This window comes from Ruegeria sp. SCSIO 43209 (genome assembly GCF_019904295.1).
Lineage (GTDB): Bacteria > Pseudomonadota > Alphaproteobacteria > Rhodobacterales > Rhodobacteraceae > Ruegeria.
Map to the genome: position 1 here is coordinate 45,477 of NZ_CP065362.1, position 21,480 is coordinate 66,956.

General features: G+C 56.2%; 21 protein-coding genes and 1 pseudogene. 14 read left to right on the forward strand and 8 right to left on the reverse strand.

Annotation, left to right across the window (positions count from 1 at the left end; genetic code table 11):
• Nucleotides 1–54 precede the first annotated feature (54 nt).
• The 5 genes from I5192_RS19725 to dctP all read right to left on the reverse strand — a co-directional run bounded on the left by I5192_RS19725 (nucleotide 55) and on the right by dctP (nucleotide 5,780).
• Nucleotides 55–1,569 carry a malonyl-CoA synthase gene (locus I5192_RS19725; protein WP_223118573.1) on the reverse strand — a complete coding sequence of 505 codons (1,515 nt, stop codon included), beginning with the start codon at nucleotides 1,567–1,569 and terminating at the stop codon, nucleotides 55–57.
• Between the two features lie 5 nt (nucleotides 1,570–1,574).
• A complete protein-coding gene (locus tag I5192_RS19730; RefSeq protein ID WP_170423171.1) occupies nucleotides 1,575–2,831 on the reverse strand; it encodes a malonyl-CoA decarboxylase in 1,257 nt (418 codons plus the stop codon).
• Complete coding sequence (locus tag I5192_RS19735; protein WP_170423173.1) at nucleotides 2,828–4,144, reverse strand: TRAP transporter large permease; 1,317 nt, start codon at nucleotides 4,142–4,144, stop codon at nucleotides 2,828–2,830. Before I5192_RS19735 ends, I5192_RS19730 begins: the two co-directional genes overlap by 4 nt.
• A gap of 5 nt (nucleotides 4,145–4,149) precedes the next feature.
• Nucleotides 4,150–4,692, reverse strand: coding sequence for a TRAP transporter small permease (locus I5192_RS19740; protein ID WP_170647033.1), 543 nt, complete (start codon nucleotides 4,690–4,692; stop codon nucleotides 4,150–4,152).
• 101 nt (nucleotides 4,693–4,793) lie between these two features.
• A complete protein-coding gene (gene dctP, locus I5192_RS19745; protein ID WP_223118574.1) occupies nucleotides 4,794–5,780 on the reverse strand; it encodes a TRAP transporter substrate-binding protein DctP in 987 nt (328 codons plus the stop codon).
• A gap of 138 nt (nucleotides 5,781–5,918) precedes the next feature.
• On the opposite strand from dctP, the gene I5192_RS19750 reads away from it, so the two are divergent.
• From I5192_RS19750 to I5192_RS19795, 11 genes and pseudogenes are all read left to right on the forward strand, one after another.
• The gene (locus I5192_RS19750) at nucleotides 5,919–6,575 is read left to right on the forward strand and encodes a GntR family transcriptional regulator (RefSeq protein WP_170423179.1); all 657 of its coding nucleotides are present in this window, start codon (nucleotides 5,919–5,921) and stop codon (nucleotides 6,573–6,575) included.
• Nucleotides 6,576–6,764: 189 nt separating this feature from the next.
• Nucleotides 6,765–7,013 carry a metal-sensing transcriptional repressor gene (locus tag I5192_RS19755; protein WP_370644472.1) on the forward strand — a complete coding sequence of 83 codons (249 nt, stop codon included), beginning with the start codon at nucleotides 6,765–6,767 and terminating at the stop codon, nucleotides 7,011–7,013.
• 4 nt (nucleotides 7,014–7,017) lie between these two features.
• Entirely contained in the window at nucleotides 7,018–8,355 is a 1,338-nt protein-coding gene (locus tag I5192_RS19760) for an MFS transporter (RefSeq protein ID WP_223118576.1), read from the forward strand.
• Nucleotides 8,356–9,372: 1,017 nt separating this feature from the next.
• The gene (locus I5192_RS22640; RefSeq protein ID WP_255612241.1) at nucleotides 9,373–9,921 is read left to right on the forward strand and encodes an ABC transporter permease; all 549 of its coding nucleotides are present in this window, start codon (nucleotides 9,373–9,375) and stop codon (nucleotides 9,919–9,921) included.
• A 56-nt stretch (nucleotides 9,922–9,977) separates the two neighbouring features.
• Nucleotides 9,978–10,589 carry an ABC transporter permease gene (locus tag I5192_RS19770; protein ID WP_255612242.1) on the forward strand — a complete coding sequence of 204 codons (612 nt, stop codon included), beginning with the start codon at nucleotides 9,978–9,980 and terminating at the stop codon, nucleotides 10,587–10,589.
• Between the two features lie 221 nt (nucleotides 10,590–10,810).
• Nucleotides 10,811–11,551: an ABC transporter ATP-binding protein gene (locus I5192_RS19775; protein ID WP_223118577.1), complete on the forward strand. Its 741-nt coding sequence runs from the start codon at nucleotides 10,811–10,813 to the stop codon at nucleotides 11,549–11,551.
• A gap of 70 nt (nucleotides 11,552–11,621) precedes the next feature.
• Nucleotides 11,622–12,068: pseudogene (locus tag I5192_RS22645) on the forward strand (ATP-binding cassette domain-containing protein); the annotation flags it as partial.
• Between the two features lie 165 nt (nucleotides 12,069–12,233).
• Nucleotides 12,234–12,533, forward strand: a complete 300-nt coding sequence (locus I5192_RS22650; RefSeq protein ID WP_255612258.1) for an oligopeptide/dipeptide ABC transporter ATP-binding protein — start codon at nucleotides 12,234–12,236, stop codon at nucleotides 12,531–12,533.
• Between the two features lie 164 nt (nucleotides 12,534–12,697).
• Nucleotides 12,698–13,066 carry a hypothetical protein gene (locus I5192_RS19785; protein ID WP_170611916.1) on the forward strand — a complete coding sequence of 123 codons (369 nt, stop codon included), beginning with the start codon at nucleotides 12,698–12,700 and terminating at the stop codon, nucleotides 13,064–13,066.
• A 59-nt stretch (nucleotides 13,067–13,125) separates the two neighbouring features.
• On the forward strand, nucleotides 13,126–13,854 hold the full coding sequence (locus I5192_RS19790) for a HupE/UreJ family protein (RefSeq protein ID WP_170663624.1): 729 nt from the start codon (nucleotides 13,126–13,128) through the stop codon (nucleotides 13,852–13,854).
• A 16-nt stretch (nucleotides 13,855–13,870) separates the two neighbouring features.
• The gene (locus tag I5192_RS19795; RefSeq protein WP_170625629.1) at nucleotides 13,871–14,491 is read left to right on the forward strand and encodes a transmembrane anchor protein; all 621 of its coding nucleotides are present in this window, start codon (nucleotides 13,871–13,873) and stop codon (nucleotides 14,489–14,491) included.
• Nucleotides 14,492–14,814: 323 nt separating this feature from the next.
• On the opposite strand, the gene I5192_RS22805 is transcribed toward I5192_RS19795, so the two are convergent.
• Nucleotides 14,815–15,336 carry a hypothetical protein gene (locus I5192_RS22805; protein ID WP_370644473.1) on the reverse strand — a complete coding sequence of 174 codons (522 nt, stop codon included), beginning with the start codon at nucleotides 15,334–15,336 and terminating at the stop codon, nucleotides 14,815–14,817.
• Nucleotides 15,337–16,081: 745 nt separating this feature from the next.
• A complete protein-coding gene (locus tag I5192_RS19805; protein ID WP_223118578.1) occupies nucleotides 16,082–16,843 on the reverse strand; it encodes an HpcH/HpaI aldolase/citrate lyase family protein in 762 nt (253 codons plus the stop codon).
• A 200-nt stretch (nucleotides 16,844–17,043) separates the two neighbouring features.
• On the opposite strand from I5192_RS19805, the gene I5192_RS19810 reads away from it, so the two are divergent.
• The gene (locus tag I5192_RS19810) at nucleotides 17,044–17,934 is read left to right on the forward strand and encodes an SMP-30/gluconolactonase/LRE family protein (RefSeq protein WP_223118579.1); all 891 of its coding nucleotides are present in this window, start codon (nucleotides 17,044–17,046) and stop codon (nucleotides 17,932–17,934) included.
• Here the strand turns inward: I5192_RS19810 and I5192_RS19815 are convergent.
• Nucleotides 17,931–18,929, reverse strand: coding sequence for an ester cyclase (locus tag I5192_RS19815; RefSeq protein ID WP_223118666.1), 999 nt, complete (start codon nucleotides 18,927–18,929; stop codon nucleotides 17,931–17,933). The genes I5192_RS19810 and I5192_RS19815 overlap by 4 nt on opposite strands.
• A gap of 157 nt (nucleotides 18,930–19,086) precedes the next feature.
• On the opposite strand from I5192_RS19815, the gene I5192_RS19820 reads away from it, so the two are divergent.
• On the forward strand, nucleotides 19,087–20,136 hold the full coding sequence (locus tag I5192_RS19820) for an ABC transporter ATP-binding protein (RefSeq protein ID WP_223118580.1): 1,050 nt from the start codon (nucleotides 19,087–19,089) through the stop codon (nucleotides 20,134–20,136).
• An 84-nt stretch (nucleotides 20,137–20,220) separates the two neighbouring features.
• On the forward strand, nucleotides 20,221–21,447 hold the full coding sequence (locus tag I5192_RS19825; RefSeq protein ID WP_170422627.1) for an ABC transporter substrate-binding protein: 1,227 nt from the start codon (nucleotides 20,221–20,223) through the stop codon (nucleotides 21,445–21,447).
• Nucleotides 21,448–21,480: the final 33 nt, after the last annotated feature.

Genomic DNA, 21,480 nt, shown 5'->3' on the forward strand with positions numbered 1-21,480 from the left:
GTTAGGCCCGTAGCATTATCGAGAAGAGGGGCTATCGGGCCGGGGAGGGTCATCTTACGCTGCCACGAACATGTCTTTGTATCGGTCGCGCAGGATGTTCTTTTGAACTTTGCCCATGGTGTTGCGGGGCAGTTCGTCCAGCAGGATCAGTTTGCGTGGATGCTTGAACCGCGCCAAGCTACCGCGCACGGCCTGCATCATTGCGTCCAGATCGGGGGTTTGGCCCGGCTCTGCAACGATCACGCCCAGAACAGTTTCGCCGAAATCGGGATGTGGAACGCCCACCACGGCGCTTTCCAGCACGCCGGACTGGTCATCCAGAACCAGCTCGATTTCTTTGGGATAGATGTTGTAACCGCCTGAAATAATAAGGTCTTTGTTGCGGCCAACAATATGAACATAGCCGTCTTCGTCGATCCGGCCCAAATCGCCAGTGATGAAGAACCCGTTCTCGCGCAGTTCGGCGGCAGTCTTCTCCGGCATCTGCCAGTAACCTTTGAACACGTTGGGCCCGCGTACCTCGATCTCGCCGATCTCGCCCTGAGCCAGCGCATTGCCGTCTGAATCACAGATCTGCAGCTCGACCCCAGGCAATGGAAAGCCCACCGTGCCTGCGCGGCGGTCACCGTCATAGGGGTTCGAGGTGTTCATGTTAGTTTCGGTCATGCCATAGCGTTCAAGGATGCGATGGCCGGTGCGTTCTTCGAACTGTACATGGGTTTCGGCCAGCAAGGGTGCCGAGCCTGAAACAAACAGGCGCATATGTGCGGCCAGATTCTTGGTGAAGCGGTCATCGTCCAGAAGGCGGGTGTAGAAGGTTGGCACGCCCATCATGGTCGTGGCATTGGGCATCCGCCCGATGATCTCATCCAGATCGAACTTGGGCATAAAAACGATGCTGCTGCCTGCAGCCAGCGTGACATTGGTGGCCACGAATAGTCCGTGAGTGTGAAAGATCGGCAGTGCATGCAGCAGCACGTCGTCGGATGTGAATCGCCATTCTTTGACCAGCGTCTGTGCATTCGACAACAGGTTGTTCTGGGTCAGCATCGCACCCTTCGATCGGCCTGTGGTCCCCGATGTATAGAGGAATGCGGCCAGATCGTCGCCATCACGGTCAACGGTCTCAAAGCTGGCAGGCATTGCTGCAGCCTGCTCCATCAGGCTGCCGCTGCCATCGGCGTTCAGGGTTTCGACCTTCGCGCCAAGCTGCGCACCAACCGGGGCGAGTTTCTCTTCGCTGCGGCTGTCACAAACGATCAGCGAGGCGCCACTGTTTTCGATGAAATAGGTCAATTCATCCACAGTGTAAGCGGTATTGAGCGGCAGGAATACAAGACCTGCCTGCGCACAGGCAGCATATAGCGCCAGCGCTTCGGGCGATTTCTCGATCTGTGCCGCAACCCGGTCGCCGGGTTTCAGGCCCAGCTGCGTCGCCACATGGGCGATTTGTGCCGCGGTGCTCAGGAAGTCCTGATGGGTGATGGTCGTTCCGTCGAGCAACTGCAAAAAGGCTGTGTCTTTACCGGCATGTGCGCCGAACAAACCGTCATAGAGAGGATTGGCCATAAGGGTTACCTTTCCTGTGTCGTGGTGAGAGAGGCTGACGCGGCAAGCGATTTGGCCTCGGACGAGGCGATTACCTCGCGGGTGTTGGCGAACTGTTCGTGGTTCTGCGCTACGCGGCCAAGGTCATAAAGATAGTTGACCATGGTGCCACCGGACTGTGCCCGGCCCTTGTCCGAAACATCCGCGTCGGCATGAACCGCATGGACCAGCGCACCGTTGCCAAGATGGAACCGTGCCACCGGATCGAACGGCAGATCGCCCCGACCTTTGGCGTTCAACAGGTAATGTGCGGCCAGTGCTTTCATCTGATCGGGCTCTTCGATGTTCCAATCGATGCCTTCCTGCGACAACCATTTGGTCAGCCCCGGAATTGGCGAGAGCGTGACGAAGGTTTTCAGCCCCGCCAACTCAGCCGACAGGTCCGAGGCCACCTGTTTGATCAGCGAATTGCCGAAAGAGATGCTGGCCAACCCGGCCTGACAGTTGGAGATCGAGTAGAACACAGCCGTATCGGCCTGATCTTCGGGCAATGGATCGCGGTCTTCGGCGAGCAAGGCCTGTACGGAACCCGGAATACCGCTGTTCAGCGCCACTTCGACAAAGATCAGCGGCTCATCAGGCATCGAGGGATGAAAAAAGGCAAAGCAGCGCCGGTCAGTGGGTTCCAGCCTGCGGCGCAGGTCATCCCAGCTGTCGATGGCATGGACCGCCTCATACGCAATGATCTTTTCCAGAATATGCGCCGGGCTTTCCCAGTTGATCGGGCGCAGCACCAGAAAGCCACGATTGAACCAGCTGGCAAACAGGTGCCGGAAGTCCAGGTCAAGCGCCTGCAATTCGGGCTCCTTGCCGCCCAGTCGCAATAGGTCGGCGCGCATCTGAACCAGCGCTCCGGTGGCACCGGGTACCCGGTTCAGACGGCGGATCATTTCCTGCCGGGCCGGTTCCACCGCAGCCGCAAAGGTGCGATAGGTCGCTTTCGAAGGGTTGCGCTCGTATTCGTCCAGTGACGAACGTACCGCCTCGGGATCGATATTCATGGCGGTGGCGAGATAGCGGAAGAACTCCAGCTTGTCGTCATCACTCAGCGTATCGAACCGGGTCAGGATTTCCTCGGCCAGCGCCAGCCCCGAAGTTTCCCCCGCTGACCCAACCAGCGCGTCGGCCAGTTCGGTCAGTGGTCGGCCATCCGGAGCCACCGCGCCGTCGCGGCGGTAACGCCGCTCGAACACGGTGGATAGAAGATCCGCCAGCAGGGTCATACCGCTGCTCCCATCACCAGGTCAGGCAGCCATGTGGCTAGACCGGGGAACAGGCACAGCAGGACAATCGCGATCACCATGCAGGCCACGAAGGGGAGAGAGCCTGTCAGGATGGTCTTGAGCGAGATGTCGGGCGCAATGCCGTTGATCACATAGAGGTTCAGGCCGACAGGGGGCGAGATCAGGCCAATCTCCATGTTGATGGTCAGTACAACCGCAAACCAGATCGGATCGAAGCCAGCGGTGGTGATAATCGGCAGCAGGATCGGTGCCGCCATCAGGATCACAGCGACGGGCGGCAGAAAGAACCCGGCGATCAGCAGGAACACGTTGACCGCACCCATCAGAACCCAACGGTTCACGTCCAGCGTACCGATCCATTCGGCAATCGCCTGTGTGATGAACAGCGAGCTGAGCATGTAAGAGAACACACCGGCAGCGGCGATGATGAACAGGATCATCACGCTTTCCTTGGTGCTGTCGCGCAGCACGACCCAGATGTCCTTGGGGTTCCACAGCTTGTAGATGATCATCGCGATCAGCAGGCAGAGCAGGGCACCGACAGCAGCCGTTTCCGACGGGGTGGCGATACCGCCATACATGGCGTAAAGCACACCCAGAATGATGCCGAGGAAGGGCAGCACGCGCGGCAGAATCTCGAACCGTTCGGCCCAGGTGTAGCTGCCCGAACCCAGACGGGTCGCGTCACCGGATTTCCAGGTCGAATACAGCGACCAGGCCATGAACAGACCCACCAGCATAAGGCCCGGGATCACACCGGCCAGAAACAGACGGCCAATCGAGGTTTCGGTGGCAATACCGTAAACGATCATGGTGACCGATGGCGGGATCAGGATTCCCAGAGTACCGCCTGCAGCGATCGAACCGGCGGCGACGCCGTCAGGATAGCCACGTTTGCGCATCTCCGGGATACCCATCTTGCCGATGGCGGCACAGGTCGCGGGTGACGAACCGGACATAGCCGCAAATAGGGCACAGGCACCGAGGTTTGATACGACCAGACCGCCGGGAACACGGGTCAGCCAGCGTTCCAGCGCTTCGTACAAATCCGCTCCAGCTCTGGTAGAGGCGATTGAGGCCCCCATGATGATGAACATCGGGATAGACAGAAGGGCGAAGTTATCGAGTTTGCCGAACAGGATTTCCGGCATCAGTTCCAGCGAGCGCGGTCCGTCAAAGACGATTAGGAACCCAGCCGAGACGATCAGCAGGCCGATGGCCACGGACACGCCCGAGAAAAGAACAAGGATGGTGGCGATGGCGACAATAGCGCCGAGCAGAAGGGGATCCATCGGCTTTACTCCAGACCAAATGGTTTATCGATGCCAAGCAGGACGGCGACGAGATCGGCGAGCAGTTGCAACAGCAGCAGACCAAAGCCAACTGGGATGGCGAGGTAGGGAATCCACAGGCGAACGCCCCAAACGGTGTCGGATTTCCATCCGCGCTCCCATGCGAAATGCCAATATTCGTAGCCGTAGAACAGCATGACTGAGACGATGGCGATGGACAGGACCGAAGTCAGGATCGCCATGACAAAGCGGGCTCGAGGTGCGAGCGAAATCGGGATCAGGTCAACATTCACGTGACCGCGCAGACGCTGCACATAAGGCAGACCGACCAGGGTTGCGGCGATGACCAGATAAATGACCGCTTCGGTTTGCCAAATGGTCGATTGATTCAGCACGAAGCGCACGATGATCATCTGGCAGGTGATTGCGACAGCAGCGACGATCATGCCTGCGGAACACCATCCAGCCAGAGTTGAAAGTGCAGCGACAAAGCGAAGGAAGGGATTGTTCCCTGTGTGGGAAGCAACGGCAGAGCTATGACCGGCCATTTGCGCCTCCTGTGATTGAGATGCAATTAAGTCTGAAGATCAGAGAAGATCAGAACCAAGATCGGATGCCGAGCGGCGGCAGGCCGCCCGGCAAGATGGGGTCATTCGACTGCCAGAGCCTTGTCCAGCAGGTCCTGCCCATCAGGAACCTCTTCTACGAAGGCCTTGTAAGATGTTTCCATTGCCAGCGTACGCCATGCTTCGAAGTCTTCGGCGCTCATCTCCGCAATCTCAACACCGGCGTCGGCAAAAACTTTCGCCGAGTTGGCGTCCTGTTTCTTGGCCTCTTCCAAATAGAAGGCCTGTGCCTTTTTCGATGCAGCCAGCAATGCGGCTTGCTGATCTTCGTTCAGTCCGTCGAAGGTGGATTTGTTCATCAGCAGCGGCTGATACATGAACCACAGCGCCACATCGCCGGCTGGGGTATAGCAGGCAACCTGCTCGTAGATGCGGTAGCTGACAAAGGACGAGGACGACGTGTTGGCCGCCTGCAAAACGCCGGTTTGCATGGCGTTATATATTTCTGACGACGCCATTGATGCGATCGAGGCATCAGCGCCGGCCAGCATCTGCTCAAAGGATTTACCTGCCGCGCGAGTCTGCAGGCCTGCGACATCCTCAGGGTTCGTGATGCACTTGTCTTTACCGGCGAAGCCACCGGCCAGATAGCCATGCACCAGCACCATCACGTCGTCCTGAGCCATTTTCTCTTCCAACGCCTCCATGAAGGGCGAGTCGGCCAGACGGGCAGCGTGATCGTGGTTTTTCACCAATCCCGGCATCAGCGTCAGATTATAGGCAGGCTGCTGACCGCCGGCGTAGGACAGCGGCAGTATGGTCATATCCAATTGACCGCGGCTGAGCGGCTTGTACTGCTCGCGCGGCTTGAACAGCGATTTCGAGCCGAAAATCTTGATTTCCAGATCAACGTCCGCCGCCGCAACCTCGTCTGCAACAATCTGTGCTACTTGATGGCGAATGTCCTTGTTCGACCACTGATGTGACAGGCGCAGTTCCTCCGCTGACACCAATGTACCTGCGGATGCAAGCGCCAACGCAGCGACGGCCGTTTTGAACACTGATTTCATTTTTTCCTCCCGTTTTCAGTCCCGGATGAGCCGGGGATGAATAGAAGCATAGGGCAGTAATGTTTTTTTAGTCAAGGTTTTTGTATACAAGATATGATTTCTTGAGTTCTCGCCTAATCACAAGTAAAACAGAAACCTATGGACCAACGACTTGCAGATACCATCGCTCAGGATTTGGAAGAGCTGATTTTTGACGGGACATTTTCGGACGGTGACCGTCTAGATGAGGTCAAACTGGCTGAGCAGTTCGGGGTCTCACGAACGCCACTTAGGGAAGCATTCCAGAGACTTGCCTTGTCGGGGTTGGTCGATCTGATAGCGCGGCGGGGCGCTTTTGTCCGACAGCCCGGCCCGGTGGAACTGATGGAGATGTTCGAGGTCATGGCCGAGCTTGAAGCCGTTTGTGGTCGACTTGCGGCGTTGCGCATTTCCGATGAAGCTTTGCTTGAACTGACCGAAGCTAACAGCAAATGCCAACTGGCCGTGGATGCGGGCAATCCCGATGCGTACTACCTGGAAAACGAGCGGTTCCATCGAATCATCTATCAACAGTCCGGCAATGCATTCTTAGAGCAAGAAACTTCCAAGCTGCACAGAAGGCTCAAACCATTCCGTCGACAGCAGCTTCGGTTCCGTGGTCGTATGGCCCAGTCCATGGCCGAACACGAAGAAATTGTCAGAGCCCTGAAAAAAGGCGTACCGGAAGAAACAGCGAATGCGCTGCGTGACCATGTCGCCGTACAGGGTGAGAAGTTTCGCAACCTTATGGCTTCACTAAAGAGCGCAGCTGAGTAGCAGTTGCCGTTAATACACGCGGAATTTCATTGTGAGCGCGACTGAGCTGGTCAGCTAGCGTTGATGCCAGTGCGCCATTGAACCAGATCTCTAGTATAATCGAGTCAAATTTCGAACCCATATTGACGCGGCAGGATTTCCTGTTGTCCTATCCCCCTGGTAGGGATATGTGGTTGTGATATGAATCACATGCACACCTCACACCCAACAATTATCGCGCGGCTTAAGCGGGCCGAAGGCCATCTTGCGAAAGTCATCAAGATGTTAGAACAGCAGAGTCCCTGCGCAGACGTCGCGCAGCAACTACACGCCGTTGAAAAAGCAGTTATGAACGCAAAACGAGCGCTTATTCACGACCATATCGATCATTGTCTGACGGGCAGGGATGATTCCAGGCAAGCCGCGGAAGAATTGAAGAGTATTAGCAAATATCTTTGATCCGATGCTTTCAGTTCTGAAAAATCGAACATATCGCCGTCTGTTCTTCGCCCAAATCGTAGCGTTGTCGGGCACTGGTTTGGCAACAGTGGCTCTCGGTTTGCTCGCCTTTCAGCTTGCCGAAGATTCTGCTGCGTTGGTGCTGGGAACTGCGCTCACGATCAAGATGGTCGCATATGTCACGGTGGCGCCTTTAGCTGCCGCATTCTCGGAACGTCTGGACCGGCGCGCAATGTTGGTCGCGTTAGATCTGGTCAGAGCGGCAGTCGGCTTGGCGTTGCCTTTTGTTTCCGAGGTATGGCAGATTTATGTGCTGATCTTCATCCTCCAATCGGCATCCGCCGGATTCACACCGGCCTTTCAGGCAACCATTCCTGATGTCTTGCCGGATGAGAGAGAATACACCAAAGCACTTTCTCTTTCGCGATTGGCCGTGGATATGGAGAGCTTGTTGAGCCCGATTTTGGCTGCCGCACTGCTAACGTTCATGAGCTATGACAATCTGTTCTGGGGCACCGTCTTGGGCTTCATTGCATCAGCCGTTCTGGTTGCATCCGTATTGCTGCCATCGCCGAAACCTTCCAAACCGAGAGGTATCTACGATCGGACAACACGCGGAATGCGGTTATATCTCAGATCGCCCCGATTGCGAGGATTGCTGGCGGTAAATTGGGTCATCTCTGCTACGGGCGCCATGGTCATTGTCAACACAGTTGTCATTGTCCGCAGTGATTTGGGATTGTCAGAAAGTGCCGTCGCTTTGGTTCTTGCCGCTTTCGGGGCAGGGTCAATGATGATGGCGATGACTATCCCGAGCTTGCTGGATCACCACAGCGCGCGCGCGGTCATGCTATCCGGTGCAATACTGAACATACTTGCATTGGCGCTATTGGCCCTCAGCGTTGTAGCCATTCCTATATCAATGTCGACCATCATGGTTGGCTGGTTTACGATCGGCGCGGGGTACTCAGCAATGCTCACTCCTGGGGGGCGTGTTCTGACGCGGTCCGCCCATCCTGAAGATCGGCCTTCCGTGTTTGCAGCGCAGTTTGCATTGTCACACGCCTGCTGGTTGGTCTTTTACCCGGTTTCCGGCTGGTTGATCACTGAATTCGGAACCTTGGTTACGATGCTCGTGCTGGCGGTTCTGGCGTGCCTCGGCTTGATTACGGCATGGTGTATCTGGCCAATAGACGCAGATCTACCTGTAAAGCATGAGCATCCAGATTTGCCGCCCGACCACCCTCACCTGAAAGGTGCGGGGCCACACAAACATGTGATCATCGTCGACAGTTTGCATCGCCAGCTGACGCGCTCGGTGCGAGCCTCTGATCGCCTATGAGGTGCTGCTATTCGAAAAGCCCTTAATAAATGTGTAGACATAATGATGTATTGCATGTTTATAAAAGATGGTATTGGACGTGTTTATCCGTCTTCACTAGGCATTCAGTGCCAAAGGTAAACGCCTTTTGTCTGAACCACCCATGGATGGGAGCGAAGTTGGTTGCAGAGCTACAACGTATAGAAGCACCACCCCGCTTCACTTTACGGGCTGTCTATACTGGGCCCGCACAGTGTATTTTGGACTGCTTCTTGATTGTCTGACAGCCTCACTTGTAGCTGGTTCTCATGTTCATAAAGATCGGGCAGTCACCCATCAGGCAGAAGCGTCAGCCAAATCGGCTCCTGTGGCTTCTGGGCTGGGTGCTCAATTCGCTTCACGACATGTGTCGCACAATCAAAGTAACAAATCCTCGGACGACGACAGTGCTCCGGTAAAACTCACTGCTAACCACAGCACGACGCATGTACATGAAGTATCTTTTGTCGCATTTTAGTTGGCGACGGCGGCTGAGCGGGGTTATCGATCGATCTGCCTTGTGTCGTCACGGTGTTCGCAGGTGTTTGAGCTGTCAACGGACATTTTCCATCCTCCAAGACTTGGGTGATCGCACGCATGAAGTTCACGTATCGCACGGGCTGAAATCTTCTTCAGACTGATAGCGAAGTGTCCGCCCACCCGGGCAATCTAATGCGCAATCAAAAGTCACATCAGAAGCTCTGAGTATTGACGTCGGACTTTCTGACCCAACAGTTTTTGAGAATCGAAATGCCAATTCTTACCCGCCGCGCCGCGCTGATGGCCGAGCGTGTCGTCGGCCCTTTGGCTTAGGCGGAACTGGTTGCACAGATCGAGGACGAGCTGGGCCTGAACGACCCTCTGCCCGTCCGCTATGTCCGATGGCTGGGCGATGCACTGACCGGTGATCTGGGCATCTCGCTGCGGTCCGGCAAACCCATCGGGCAGGAGTTCGCCGAACGCCTGCCCATAACCGCCACCCTGCTGATCTGGGGTGGTGTGATCGCCTTTTTCCTATCGCTGCTGGTCGGCCTTGCGGGCGCAATCAGTAATGGTGGTTGGATCGACAGGCTGCTACGGGTGTTTTCGCTGCTGGCGGCCTCGACCCCCAATTTCTTTGTCGCGGCTCTGCTGGTGATTCTGTTTTCCGTCACGCTGGGCTGGCTGCCCGCATTTGGCGGCGCAGGCGTGGCCAGCCGGATCATGCCGTGCCTGACCATTGCGCTGTTTCCCGGCGCGGTGCTCAGCCGTGTGGTGCGCGTCGGCCTGCAAGAGGTGATGGCTCGCCCTTTCGCCACAACTGGCTTTGCCAAGGGATATGGCCGGTCAGGCGTGCTGCTGCGCGAGGCGCTGCCCAATATAGCTGTGCCTTACCTGACCACATTCGGCGCGCAGTTCACGCTGATGATCATCGGGTCGATTGTGGTCGAGACGGTCTTTGCCCTCAAACGGCGTCGGCGCGTTCTTCATCGAGGCGATCCGGTTCCGCGATTTCGTCTCGATGCAGGCGATCCTGCTGACCTTCATCGTGTTCATTGTGTTCGTTAACCTGTTTGTCGACCTGCTGTGCATGCTGATCGACCGCCGCATCCGGAGGCAGAAGAATGCATATCCTGAAAAAATTGCCGTGGCTGGTGATCACCCCTGTGGCCCTGTTCACCTTGATCGCCATTCTCGCTCCGTGGATCAGCCCTTATGATCCAACTGCGCAGAACTATGGCGCCATCCTGCAGGGTCCTAGTGCCGCCCATTGGCTTGGCACCGACTATCTGGGCCGCGATATGCTCAGCCGTCTGATCAATGGCGCGCGTGTGTCTCTGTTTGCCATTTCGATGGTGCTGGCCTCGGCGTTGTTGATTGGCGTGGTGATCGGGTCTTTAGCAGGCTATGTCGGTGGCAAGGTCGAGCTTGTGCTGATCAGCGCCATCGAGATCGTACTGTCGCTGCCCAGCCTGATCGCGGCGCTGACCATGGCATGGTGGGCCAACTATACCCGCATGAGCCGCTCCGTCGTCGCATCAGAACTGCATCAGCCGTATATCGAGGCCGCGCGGATCATGGGTGCGGGCCATGTACGCATATTCTCGCGCCATATCCTGCCGCATGTGCTGGCGCTGGTGGTGGTCTATGCCTCAGCGGATTCAGGCGCGCTGGTGCTGGCGATTGCCACGCTGTCCTTTCTGGGTTTGGGGGTCGAACCGCCCACACCGGAATGAGGCCAGATGTTGGTCGACGGCATGAGCTATCTTGAGGAATATCCCCGCCTCGTCATCGCGCCCGTTCTTGCCCTGACCATGGTGGTGGTCAACTTCAACCTGCTGGGTGAACATTTCGCGTTGTAAAAAGTGCCGCGCGCGCTGAACCCGCGCCGTTTGCGTAAGCTAAAGCGGGAACGCCTCGGCGACGAGGCCGAGATTCAGGCCAAGGAGGTCAAAGCATGACCCAACCCGTCTTTCAAATCGAGGATCTTGTGATCGATCTTTACACTGAGCAAGTCTCGGTCCGGGCGGTCGATACCGCCTCGCTGTCGGTGATGCCGGGTGAGATTCTGGCAATTGTCGGCGAAAGCGGATCGGGCAAAACGGTGATGACGTTGGGCCCGTTGGGCCTTCTGCCCGAAGGCGTATCAGTCGATATTCGCGGCAGTGCTGTGTGCGGCGGGCAATCGCTGCTGAACCGCTCCGACCGGGTGCTGGCGGGCAATCCGCGCGTGCTGATCGCGGATGAGCCGACAACGGCACTGGACGCCACCGTGCAGGCGCAGATTCTGGAACTGATCAAGGATATCCAGCAACAGGAAGATATCGCGGTGGTGCTGATCACCCATGATATCGGCGTGGTCGCTTCGGTCGCCGACCGCGTGGCGGTGCTCTATACGGGTCGGGTGGTGGAAAGCAGCACGGTTGCGCAGGTGCTAACCGCACCGGTGCACCCTTATACGCAGGGGTTGCTGGCCTCGGTCCCTAATCTGCGGGCCAACAGCAACGAAGTACCCAAGGGCATCCCCGGATCGTCCCCTGATCAGTCGCGGCTGCGCACCGGTTGCCCGTTCGATACGCGCTGTTCGCGCATGCTCCCGGTCTGCGCCACCCAACGCCCGGCGCTCATCCCGGTGCCTGAGGACGGGATTCATGTCACAGCCTGCCACGCGGCGCAGGCGGAACTGGAAAGTGCCTGAGATGGAGACGCAAAACGCAATCGAGGTTCACGACCTGAAGGTTCATTTCCCCGGCAGCGGCCCCGACCGGATGGTGCGTGCGGTGGATGGCGTAGATCTGACCGTCGCGCGCGCTTTTCACGCCATCGTTGGCGAATCCGGCTGCGGCAAGACCGCACTTGCGCGAGCCATGGTCGGGCTGCAACCGGCCACATCGGGTTCGGTGCGCATTCTGGGGCAGGATCTGGCCGACGGGATGCGCGACCGTAAGGCGCTGGCAAAACAGATGCAGTTCGTGTTCTAGAACCCGCTGGGTGCGCTCAGCCGTCGCCAGACGGTTTATCAGTCGCTTGAGGAACCCCTCTCGATCCACAGGTTCGGTCGCAAGGATCGTCAACAGCGCATCGCCCGACTGATGCATCTGGTGGGGCTGCCTGAAACGGCGGGTGAGCGTCTGCCATGGTCTCTGGCCGGCGGGCAACGGCAGCGTGTCGCGATTGCTCGCTCCCTGATGCTAGAGCCCGAAATTCTGATCTGTGACGAACCGCTTTCGGCGCTGGATGTCTCGACTCAGGCGCAGATCGTGAAGCTGTTCGTAACCCTGCAGCAGGAACTCGGCCTGACGGTACTGATGATCTCGCACGACTTGGCGGTGGTGCGGGAAATGTGTAGTGACATGACAGTGATGTATCTGGGTCGCATGATGGAGAAAGGTTCAACCGAGAACCTGTTTAACGATGCACAACCTCCTTATACCCAAGCGCTTTTGTCTGCTGTCCCGTCTCCCGACCCGCGTATTGAGGCAACCAGGCAGCGCATCGTACTGCACGGTGACCCGCCCAGCCCAATGGACCCGCCACCCGGATGCCGTTTCCAGACGCGCTGTCAGCGGGCGCAAGACATATGCCGGCAAAAAGGGCCAATTCTCACAGGTCAACACAATGAACACGCAGTTGCGTGCTATTTTCCTGGTTCGGCTGCAGCGCGAGAACACGCAAATTGAAATCCTGATCTGTCGAGAAGGAGATCTTTCGGCCTTTTCGGCAGATCGGAGACTTCCCGCTGACAATGATATCCAGGGTTGCGAGATAACGATTATTGACGCTAAGTGAGTAGGATAGCGCATGAAGAAAAACGGACGGAAAACCGTCGCGGGCAGGAACAGTGATGCAGATTGTGTCGGGCAGACAACTGGCTGATTGGATCAGACACGCGTTTATAGCGTTCATGGTTCTGTGCGTATTCGCCTGGTCAGTGGCCCCGTCTTTCACACACTCTGCCAACTATTTGCTTAGCGTGTCAGAACGCAGCCAGATAATGGGTGATCACGGCCATTCCCATGGCGAAGCACTGGACAATTACTGGGCGCTGCATGGCCATAGTCACGATGCGGTCGATCATGATCACAGCTCGGCGATCCTGTTCCTGGTTGCCGAGGCGGAATCGGTCGACAGATTTAGGTTGCCTGATGCGCTGGAACCGTTTCTGGACAAACCTGACCCCATATATAGGCTTGACCGACCTCCGCGCGTGTGACCGAACCCGCTTTTGCGGGGTTTGACGATCAATCACACAACATAGCGGAGAAATATCTCATGCAAACCGTCCAAAGGGGCCGGTTAGGGGAGGCTGTGCGCCAATCCCTGACGCTGGCAGCCCTTGTCTTTGCGGCGCTCGCCTACAGCGCGTCTTATGCCGCAGCCCATAACGTCACGGCTGGCGATGCCGGCTATATTCAACAGATCTGGGGCGTCAAACTGATCCCCTTCGCCTATCTGGGTGCCAAGCACATGGTGACGGGATATGACCATATCCTGTTTCTGTTCGGGGTCGTGTTTTTCCTGTACCGGGCCAAACATGTCGCCACCTATGTCAGCATCTTTGCCGTGGGCCATTCCACGACCATGCTGCTTGGCGTCTACTACGGCTGGAACGTCAATGCTTACATTATTGATGCCATCATCGGTTTGTCTGTCGTCTACAAGGCGCTGGACAATCTGGGAGCGTATCAGCGTTGGTTCGGCTATCAGCCCAATACCAAATGGGCCACGCTGATCTTCGGCTTTTTCCACGGCCTTGGTCTCGCAGCCAAGATTTTGGACTATGATATGCCCGAAGACGGGCTGTTGCCCAACTTGCTGGCCTTCAACGTCGGCGTCGAAATCGGCCAGTTCATAGCCCTTGCCCTGATCCTGATCTTCATGGGGTTTTGGCGCAAATCCAAATTCTTCTGGAAACACGCCTATGGCGTCAACGTCGCGATGATGGCGGCTGGTTTCGTGCTGATGGGATATCAGCTGACCGGCCTGTTCGTCTCAGCCTGAATAAACGGAGATACACATGTACAATTCTGAAAAACCAAGCCCCGAAGAACTGCCTAGCTCGGCCCAGTTGATCAAGTCCACTATCATTGCGGCCGTGGCCGCTGTGGTTTTGCTGGTGACCGTGGTTCTGCCCGCAGAATATGGCATTGATCCCACTCGGATCGGTAGTGTTCTCGGTCTGACCGAGATGGGAGAGATCAAGACCGATCTGGCCGAAGAGGCCGCTCGGGACGCGCAGCAGGCACCAGAAGATCAATCCAGCTTGTTTAAGGATATCTTTGGCGCCTTTGTGGGCGCCGCCTATGCGCAGCAAAGTGCCGAGCCCTGGGCGGATGAATTCTCGTTCACTCTGACCCCTGGAGAAGGAATCGAGTGGAAGCTGGTCATGGATGAAGGTGCTGTGACCGAATTTGACTGGGTTGCCGAAGGCGGTCGAGCAAATTTTGAACTCCATGGTGACAACGCTGACGAATCCATCAGCTATGAGAAAGGCCGTGGCAAAACCGGTGCAAAGGGAACATTGGTTGCCGCATTCACCGGCAATCACGGCTGGTTCTGGCGCAACCGTGATAAGCAGGACATCACGATCACCGTGAAGCTGCGCGGTGCCTACAGCGACATCAAGCGCACCTATTGATATCTTAACGCCCCGTTTCGTCTGAAACGGGGCGTTCCACAGATTATTTGGCTCACGACCCGTTGCGTGAAATTACTTTATCTCAGTTGCTTAATTTCATTCCTGAAAGCTTCGGTTGGGTTTGAACATCCGTGGCGCTTTCTTGTTCTCCTTCAAGGAATCCCAAACCGCTGACACATAGGACACAGGAGCGGCGATGCCTGCGTCTAGCCGACTGTGAGGAACCGATATTCGCTTAGAATGTGTAGGTTTAGGCTGGCCGAGAATTCCGGCGCCGAGGATTTGTTTTCCAAGCCTAAGTATCCCCCCACAAATGCTACCAGTTATTGTCCCCGATCTTGAAATGAGCGGTCGAAAGCGAATTCCAATCGAAGGGGAGAATCCCAATCCGTTCGAAACAGGCTGGCGCAATCACTTTCCTTCAATTCTATGATACGCGCAGCTGTCTTGGTGTGTGATGTACTTCGAATTCCCATCAAATTTCGAAGTCTTCTTCTACGCGAATTTTTACAGATTAACCCTACATAAGCAGTCGATACCCAAGCCTTATTAGCTTCATGATACCATACTAATAGATGACGGTTTCCGCGAGCGCTGGCTGCGAGCAAGACCTTTGGACATCGGTCAAAGCGCGTCGCCATGCGTCTCCAACTCTTGAGTCTGTCGGACATGATCTCGTTGCGGTTTTGCCGTTTGCAACGGCGCTTCCGTCGGCTGTTGAGGGTCCTGCACGGGCCATAAGCGACAGGAGCGCCACGCCAGCGCAAGCCATTGTGATTGAAGAAAATTATTCCGTTAAATACACACCTATCGTCGACCCGGGGCTTTCCAAGCGAGTTCGGCAAGAAGGGCTTAGACGTGCGATCTGCCCGCCAGCCAGCCTGAAAAGATCACGCATTTCAAAGTTCCGTTATCGATGCCGTGAGGCATGCAGTGCGATCTTAATCAATGAAGCCGGGCGTTGGTCTCTTCTTTAGTGAATTCGTCGACCGCTTTTTCTTAATGGCGTTGCGCTGGTGGCAAATCTGCGGCGGATCTCGAGAAACTGGTCAACAGTTTCCGGCTTGAGGCGGACGAGCGTTTCCTATCCGGCCGCCGCGAACCTCTGCGTCAAACAGACGATCATAAACCCTACGAACCAGTTCGGCGCAAGGTGCTCGAGTTTTTCCTGCTACTGGCGGAATCGCCGATAAAATAGTGCTGGAACGGCTACATTACGGATGCGGCAGATGGTCTGCCGCGTTTGCAAACTCTTACCTCTGGTTTCTGGACATCTATGGGGATTAACGTGTGCGGTTTAGGATATGCGACGGTGACTGGTGAACTGCTAGACGAACTGCTCTTGGGCCAACGCCGTGCAGTTTCTGATCTCGACTGTTACTATAAACCTAGCCCGTTTAGCGATTTTTGCCTGATCAAGGCGGGTACGGCGGACTGGAGAAAAACCGACAGGACACCGCTATTCAGCGAAGCGAATAATCCGCAATCGCGCATCGCATTTCTAGCAAAGAAAGTACTGTCGTCGCAGCATTTACCAGCCCGCGGATATTTCGATCCCAAGGCCCTTTCCACTAAAAAGCCCTGTGCGTTTCACGTCCTCGCGGTGCCATGGAAGTTCTCAGCTTCCGCGTTTGCAGCGCGAAGCATGAAGGCGTGTTCCGAAGCGACGAAGATCATGGTCACCCCATAGTCGCGCAGCTTGAGTCCGGCTTCTGCGCTGGCTGCAAAGGTCATCAGCGTCTTGCCATGTGCTTTGGCTGCAACGCCCGAGCGTCGCATTGCATCAAGAACCTGTGGGTCGGACTGATCAGTCACGCCGTAGCACACCGCAAGATCCGCAGGTCCTACAAAAATCCCGTCGATGCCCTCGGTCGCGGCGATATCATCAACTTCTGCGACGCCTTCTGGTTCTTCGATTTGGGCAATGATAATTGTCTCTTCTTCGCTTTGCTTGAGGACATCAGCCATGGATCGAGTCGCAAACCCTGCCCACCGGGTTGATCCGGCATAGCCGCGACCACCATGGCCAAAACGACCCTCGCGCGCAATGCGACGGGCCTTTTCGGCGCTGTCAACATGCGGCACAACAATACCTGTCGCGCCACTGTCAAGCGCCTTGAGAATCTCGTCCGCCGACCCAGTCGGCACCCGCACCAACGTCGGCAGCCCCAGTGCGCGCGCGACGGCGAGGCAGATATCCAACCGACCCCGGTCAAAGGGTGCGTGTTCCGCATCCAGGCACAGGAAGTCCAGTTTCGACTTGGCAATTATCTCGACCAGTTCATGGGCTGGTGTCTTGAGAAACGTTCCGACGAGAGGTTCGCCAGAAAGCATGCGTTGTTTGAAATTCATAGGAAAGTCCTGACGGTTTTGTTTGGGCGGCACATGGCAATTGGCAGCCAAGCGGTTTGGAAACATCGGCCATAGCGTAGAGCATTGACGTTGGCAGGGCCAGACTATCGAACAGTCGTTATTGCGTTTTCACCCGAAACGCTGTTCTTGTCGAGGCTTGCCGGTAGTGTTGGCAGGCGCAACTCTGAAAAGGTGTTCACATGGTATTCGATATCCGTTCCAAATGCTTCACAGATCTGGTGCACTCTGACGCTCAACTGGAAGAAATCGCTAGCGGTCTGGGGTTTACCGAAGGGCCAATATGGCACCCCGAAGAGCATTGGCTGGTATTTTCGGACATTCAGGAGAGCCATCAATACAAGTGGAGCGAGGGTGAGGGAGTTCGCGTTTTTCGCACCCCATCCAACCAAGCAAACGGAAATTGCTTCGACAAAAGCGGGGCAGTGATCTCTTGCGAGCACGCCAGTTCGCATTTGGTACGCCATGATCACGGCGGCAAGCGGGTTACTTCGATCGCCACGCATTTTGATGGCAAAGAACTAAACAGCCCCAACGATGTTATCTGCGACTCGCACGGTCGGATTTGGTTCACTGATCCCAGTTTTGGTCGTATCCGAGAGGATCTTGGCATTCTGAGAGAGCAGGAACTGCCGGTGCAAGGCGTGTTCCGGCTGGATCCCGACGGCACCTTACACCTTGTCGCGGATGATTTTCAGCAACCCAACGGGTTGTGTTTGTCAGCTGACGAAACAAGGCTGTTTGTCAATGACAGTTGGGGTGGCCATATCCGCGTCTTTGATGTCGCCACTGATGGCTCACTGACCGGTGGGGTGGTCTGGGCCGATGTTGTTGGCGATGGGGAAGGGGTACCGGACGGTATGAAGTGCACCCGCGACGGCCAGATTTTGTGCAATGGTCCCGGCGGTGTACATCTGTTTGATGCCCAAGCGCACTGCCTTGGTGTCATTCTGACGCCGCAGAAATCTACCAACTTCTGCTTTGGTGGAGCCGAGTTCAGCATGCTGTACATCACTGCCAGCACGTCCGTTTACCGTATTCCGACCAAAATGATCGGCCTGCCTATGATCTAAGAACCACCGTGGGTCATGCGGTCCAGAATATCGACACCCTGTTGCTTCCAGAAATGAAGCAGATCGATGAAAATCCAGTTCTCGGCCAGTTTATCACCTTTGCGACGATAAATGTCTATCACCCGGAACTCACCGGCTTTGTCAGTGGCAGGCATCCCCATGAACCCGCCGGTTGGTCGGGCGGTAAAGTTCGGCCAGCCAAAAAAGCCGCCATAGTGGCCCTCGGCGATGCGGCAGATATGGTTGGTTTTTGACCGGTCGGCAAACCCAGCACGGAACGGGCCAGCGTGTTGTTTGGCGTAACGTTCGATTGTGTAGGTCGCACCGATACCGGATGGCCCCCACCAGATCATGTCTTCGCACCATGTGCGGCGCAACTCATCTTCAAGGCTGAGCCCGCTGTCCCACCGCCCAAGATCGGAGATCATCGCGTTGATAGCGGCCAATGTCTTTTGGCCGTCTTCGGCGGGTTGAGGCGTGAACATCAGGCCGTCATGGGTCATGGGCCCGGGCTGGACAAGTTGTGCGGCGGTCTGCGGCGGGAAGGGCTGCAACCCGGCCTGAATCATGAAATGCGGGATGTCGAAATACATCGCGGTTTCGACAATCTTACCGTGCTCAATCCAGTTGAACTCGCAATAGCGCAGCAAGGCCATTTTTCCGGTTGGCGCAATGCCCAGCCAGTCCTTGTCAAACAGCCCCATGAGATGGCCCATCGAAACAACCCAGACTGAATTGAACCCGTCGATTTCATTTTGACCAGCCATGAACACGTCCATCCGACGCTGCAAGTTAGTTAGGCTGTGATTCAGCGGCTGCCAGAATTTTTGCGCCACGTTGCTAGCGCCACGCAACTCGTTGAACGGGTGAAAGCCGCGCCACAGGAGGTCCTCGGCGCAATACTCAGCGATCACATCAGAGTGGGCTGATTCCTCTGCATCGCTCAGAGCTTTGTAGAAGTTCAGGACAATTTCTTTCTCGGCTTCGTAAGACATATCTATTACTTTCAATGCTTTGCCCGGAGGGAAGCGTCAGTCTTTAGCAAGATTGCGGGCGCTTTTGCATTCGCTTGCAAAAAATACTTGCCAGATGTTCCTTTGGATGTCTATGCTTTTGCAAACGTATGCACTCAGGTGCAACTGGGAGGACAGTATGGCCGAGATTCAACTGCGCAATGTTGGAAAACGTTGGGGTTCGTTTGTTGGAGTGGACAATTTCGACCTGACAATATCCGACAAGGAATTTCTGGTGCTTCTCGGCCCGTCGGGTTGTGGCAAGACCACGACGATGCGCATGATCGCAGGTTTGGAAGACGCAAGCGAGGGTGATATTCTGATCGACGGTACCCGCGTCAACGATATGGAGCCAAAAGACCGCGACGTTGCGATGGTGTTCCAGTCTTACGCTTTGTATCCGAACATGAATGTCTACGAGAACATTCGTTTCCCGCTGAGGGTACGTGGCATCGACGCTTCCACCCATGACGAAAAAGTGCGCCGTGCGTCGGCGATGGTAGAGTTGGACGACTTTCTGCATCGTAAGCCGGCAGAGCTGTCAGGTGGGCAACGTCAACGGGTGGCTCTGGCGCGTGCGATTGTACGCGAGCCCAACGTGTTCCTGATGGATGAGCCGTTGTCCAACCTTGACGCAAAACTGCGCGTTTCGACTCGCGCGCAGATCAAGAACCTTAGCCATGAACTGGCGGTGACTACGATTTATGTGACACATGACCAGATCGAGGCGATGACACTGGCCGATCGCGTGGTGATCATGAAGCAGGGTGTTGTCCAGCAGGTTGGCTCTCCGACGGCGATCTACGACGAGCCTGCGAACACGTTTGTCGCCAGCTTTATCGGCAACCCTGCGATGAACCTGGTTGATGGCGATGTTCAGGGCGGTGTGTTCCGCGCGCAGAATACCGAAGTGCATGGTCTGAATGCTCCGGATGGCCCAATAACTTTGGGTTTCCGCGCCGAGGACGCCAATGTCGTAGAAAGCGGGGGCGAGATTAACGCGCCCATCTATACGCAGGAATTGCTGGGCGACAGCACCATGGTCTCGGTTCGGATAGGCGGAGCGCTGGTCTCGGTCAAGGCCGACAAAACCTATCGTGCTGAAATCGACGATCAGGTGTCGGTTCATATCCATACCGATCACTGTCACCTGTTCGATGCGCAAACCGGCGCGCGCCTTGAGATCTGAGAGACGAAAACCAATCCCGCAATGACGGGACAATCTCGGGTGCAGGCTTCGAAGATGCACCCAATCACCTAGGGAGGAATCAAAATGTTTCTAAAGAAAATCGCATTGGCCGGGTCACTGACCGCCTTTGCTTCGAGCGCGGGTTATGCCTGCGAGATCACGGATCGGGTCAACATCGTCGGCAACGAATTTGCCGCCATTCAGGCTGTGGCCGCTGCTGCAAAGGAATGCACGGGCGCATCTGTTGAATCCAACCTGACATCCGAACACCAAACCATCAACGTCGCCGGTCTGTCGGGTAATCCGTCGGAATACACCTCAGCCATCATCGCCAACAGCTCGATTGTGGCGTTGATGAATGAAGACGTTATCCGACCGCTCAATGACCTGGTCGAAAAACATGGTCAGAACCTGCAGCCGGGACAATTGATCAAGATCGGCGATGACATCATGGCCATCGCCTTCATGGCCAATGCTCAGCACCTGATGTACCGCAAGGACGTTCTGGAACAGGCAGGCGTCGAAGTGCCAACCACGTATGAAGAACTGCTCGAGGCGGCCGAAGCCATTCGCGCGCAGGGCATAATGCAAAACCCGGTTGGTGGTGCTTACGCTGCGGGATGGAATCTGGCGCAGGAATTCAACAACATGTTCCTTGGCTATGGAGGTACTCATTTCAAGCCCGGCAGCGCAGAGCCCAACGTCAATACCGAGGCCGGTGTCAAAGCGCTGAACATGATGAAGGCTTTGTCCGAGTATATGAACCCCGACTTTCTAACCCATGATTCCAATGCCACCAACGCGGAATACCGCGCGGGCAATGTGGCGATCATGAATATGTGGGGGTCACGGGCGTCACAGCAGACCACAACCGAAGGTGTCTTGCAGGAAGTAATCGATGGCCATGCCATTGCAGCGCCGCTGACCGTGGGTGGCGGCACGACTCCGGCCTCGACCCTTTGGTGGGACGGATGGACCGTCGGCAAGAACATCTCGGATGAAGAGGCTGAGGCGACTTTTGTCGCGATGACGCATGGCGTCCGCCCCGAAATGTTGAACGATGAAACCACGCCGCTGGCAGTCTGGTTGATCGAAGGGTACGAACCCGCAGACGACGCGCAGGGTGTATTTGACGCTGCCAAAATGGGCACGACGCCTTATCCGATGCTGCCCTACATGGGTTTGATGCACAGTGCACTTGGCAATGAACTTGCCGATTTCATGCAGGGCAAGGAAAGCGCTGAACAGGCGCTGGCCGATGTCGAGGCCGCCTATCGCGCCGCGGCAATCGAACAGGGCTTCCTACAGTAAAACGCCCCTCGCGGGTGCCCAATTCGGGCACCC

Bases quoted from the DNA above. Each gene is read 5' to 3' on its own strand.
- I5192_RS19785 (WP_170611916.1), top strand. From the start codon at position 12,698: ATGCAGATTGTGTCGGGCAGACAACTGGCTGATTGGATCAGACACGCG.
- I5192_RS19755 (WP_370644472.1), top strand. From the start codon at position 6,765: ATGCACACCTCACACCCAACAATTATCGCGCGGCTTAAGCGGGCCGAA.
- I5192_RS19750 (WP_170423179.1), top strand. From the start codon at position 5,919: ATGGACCAACGACTTGCAGATACCATCGCTCAGGATTTGGAAGAGCTG.
- I5192_RS19810 (WP_223118579.1), top strand. From the start codon at position 17,044: ATGGTATTCGATATCCGTTCCAAATGCTTCACAGATCTGGTGCACTCT.
- I5192_RS19825 (WP_170422627.1), top strand. From the start codon at position 20,221: ATGTTTCTAAAGAAAATCGCATTGGCCGGGTCACTGACCGCCTTTGCT.
- I5192_RS19730 (WP_170423171.1), bottom strand. From the start codon at position 2,831: ATGACCCTGCTGGCGGATCTTCTATCCACCGTGTTCGAGCGGCGTTAC.
- I5192_RS19725 (WP_223118573.1), bottom strand. From the start codon at position 1,569: ATGGCCAATCCTCTCTATGACGGTTTGTTCGGCGCACATGCCGGTAAA.
- I5192_RS19815 (WP_223118666.1), bottom strand. From the start codon at position 18,929: ATGTCTTACGAAGCCGAGAAAGAAATTGTCCTGAACTTCTACAAAGCT.
- I5192_RS19805 (WP_223118578.1), bottom strand. From the start codon at position 16,843: ATGAATTTCAAACAACGCATGCTTTCTGGCGAACCTCTCGTCGGAACG.
- I5192_RS19740 (WP_170647033.1), bottom strand. From the start codon at position 4,692: ATGGCCGGTCATAGCTCTGCCGTTGCTTCCCACACAGGGAACAATCCC.
- I5192_RS19820 (WP_223118580.1), top strand. From the start codon at position 19,087: ATGGCCGAGATTCAACTGCGCAATGTTGGAAAACGTTGGGGTTCGTTT.
- I5192_RS19795 (WP_170625629.1), top strand. From the start codon at position 13,871: ATGTACAATTCTGAAAAACCAAGCCCCGAAGAACTGCCTAGCTCGGCC.
- I5192_RS19775 (WP_223118577.1), top strand. From the start codon at position 10,811: ATGACCCAACCCGTCTTTCAAATCGAGGATCTTGTGATCGATCTTTAC.
- I5192_RS19760 (WP_223118576.1), top strand. From the start codon at position 7,018: ATGCTTTCAGTTCTGAAAAATCGAACATATCGCCGTCTGTTCTTCGCC.
- dctP (WP_223118574.1), bottom strand. From the start codon at position 5,780: ATGAAATCAGTGTTCAAAACGGCCGTCGCTGCGTTGGCGCTTGCATCC.
- I5192_RS22650 (WP_255612258.1), top strand. From the start codon at position 12,234: ATGGAGAAAGGTTCAACCGAGAACCTGTTTAACGATGCACAACCTCCT.
- I5192_RS19770 (WP_255612242.1), top strand. From the start codon at position 9,978: ATGCATATCCTGAAAAAATTGCCGTGGCTGGTGATCACCCCTGTGGCC.
- I5192_RS19735 (WP_170423173.1), bottom strand. From the start codon at position 4,144: ATGGATCCCCTTCTGCTCGGCGCTATTGTCGCCATCGCCACCATCCTT.
- I5192_RS19790 (WP_170663624.1), top strand. From the start codon at position 13,126: ATGCAAACCGTCCAAAGGGGCCGGTTAGGGGAGGCTGTGCGCCAATCC.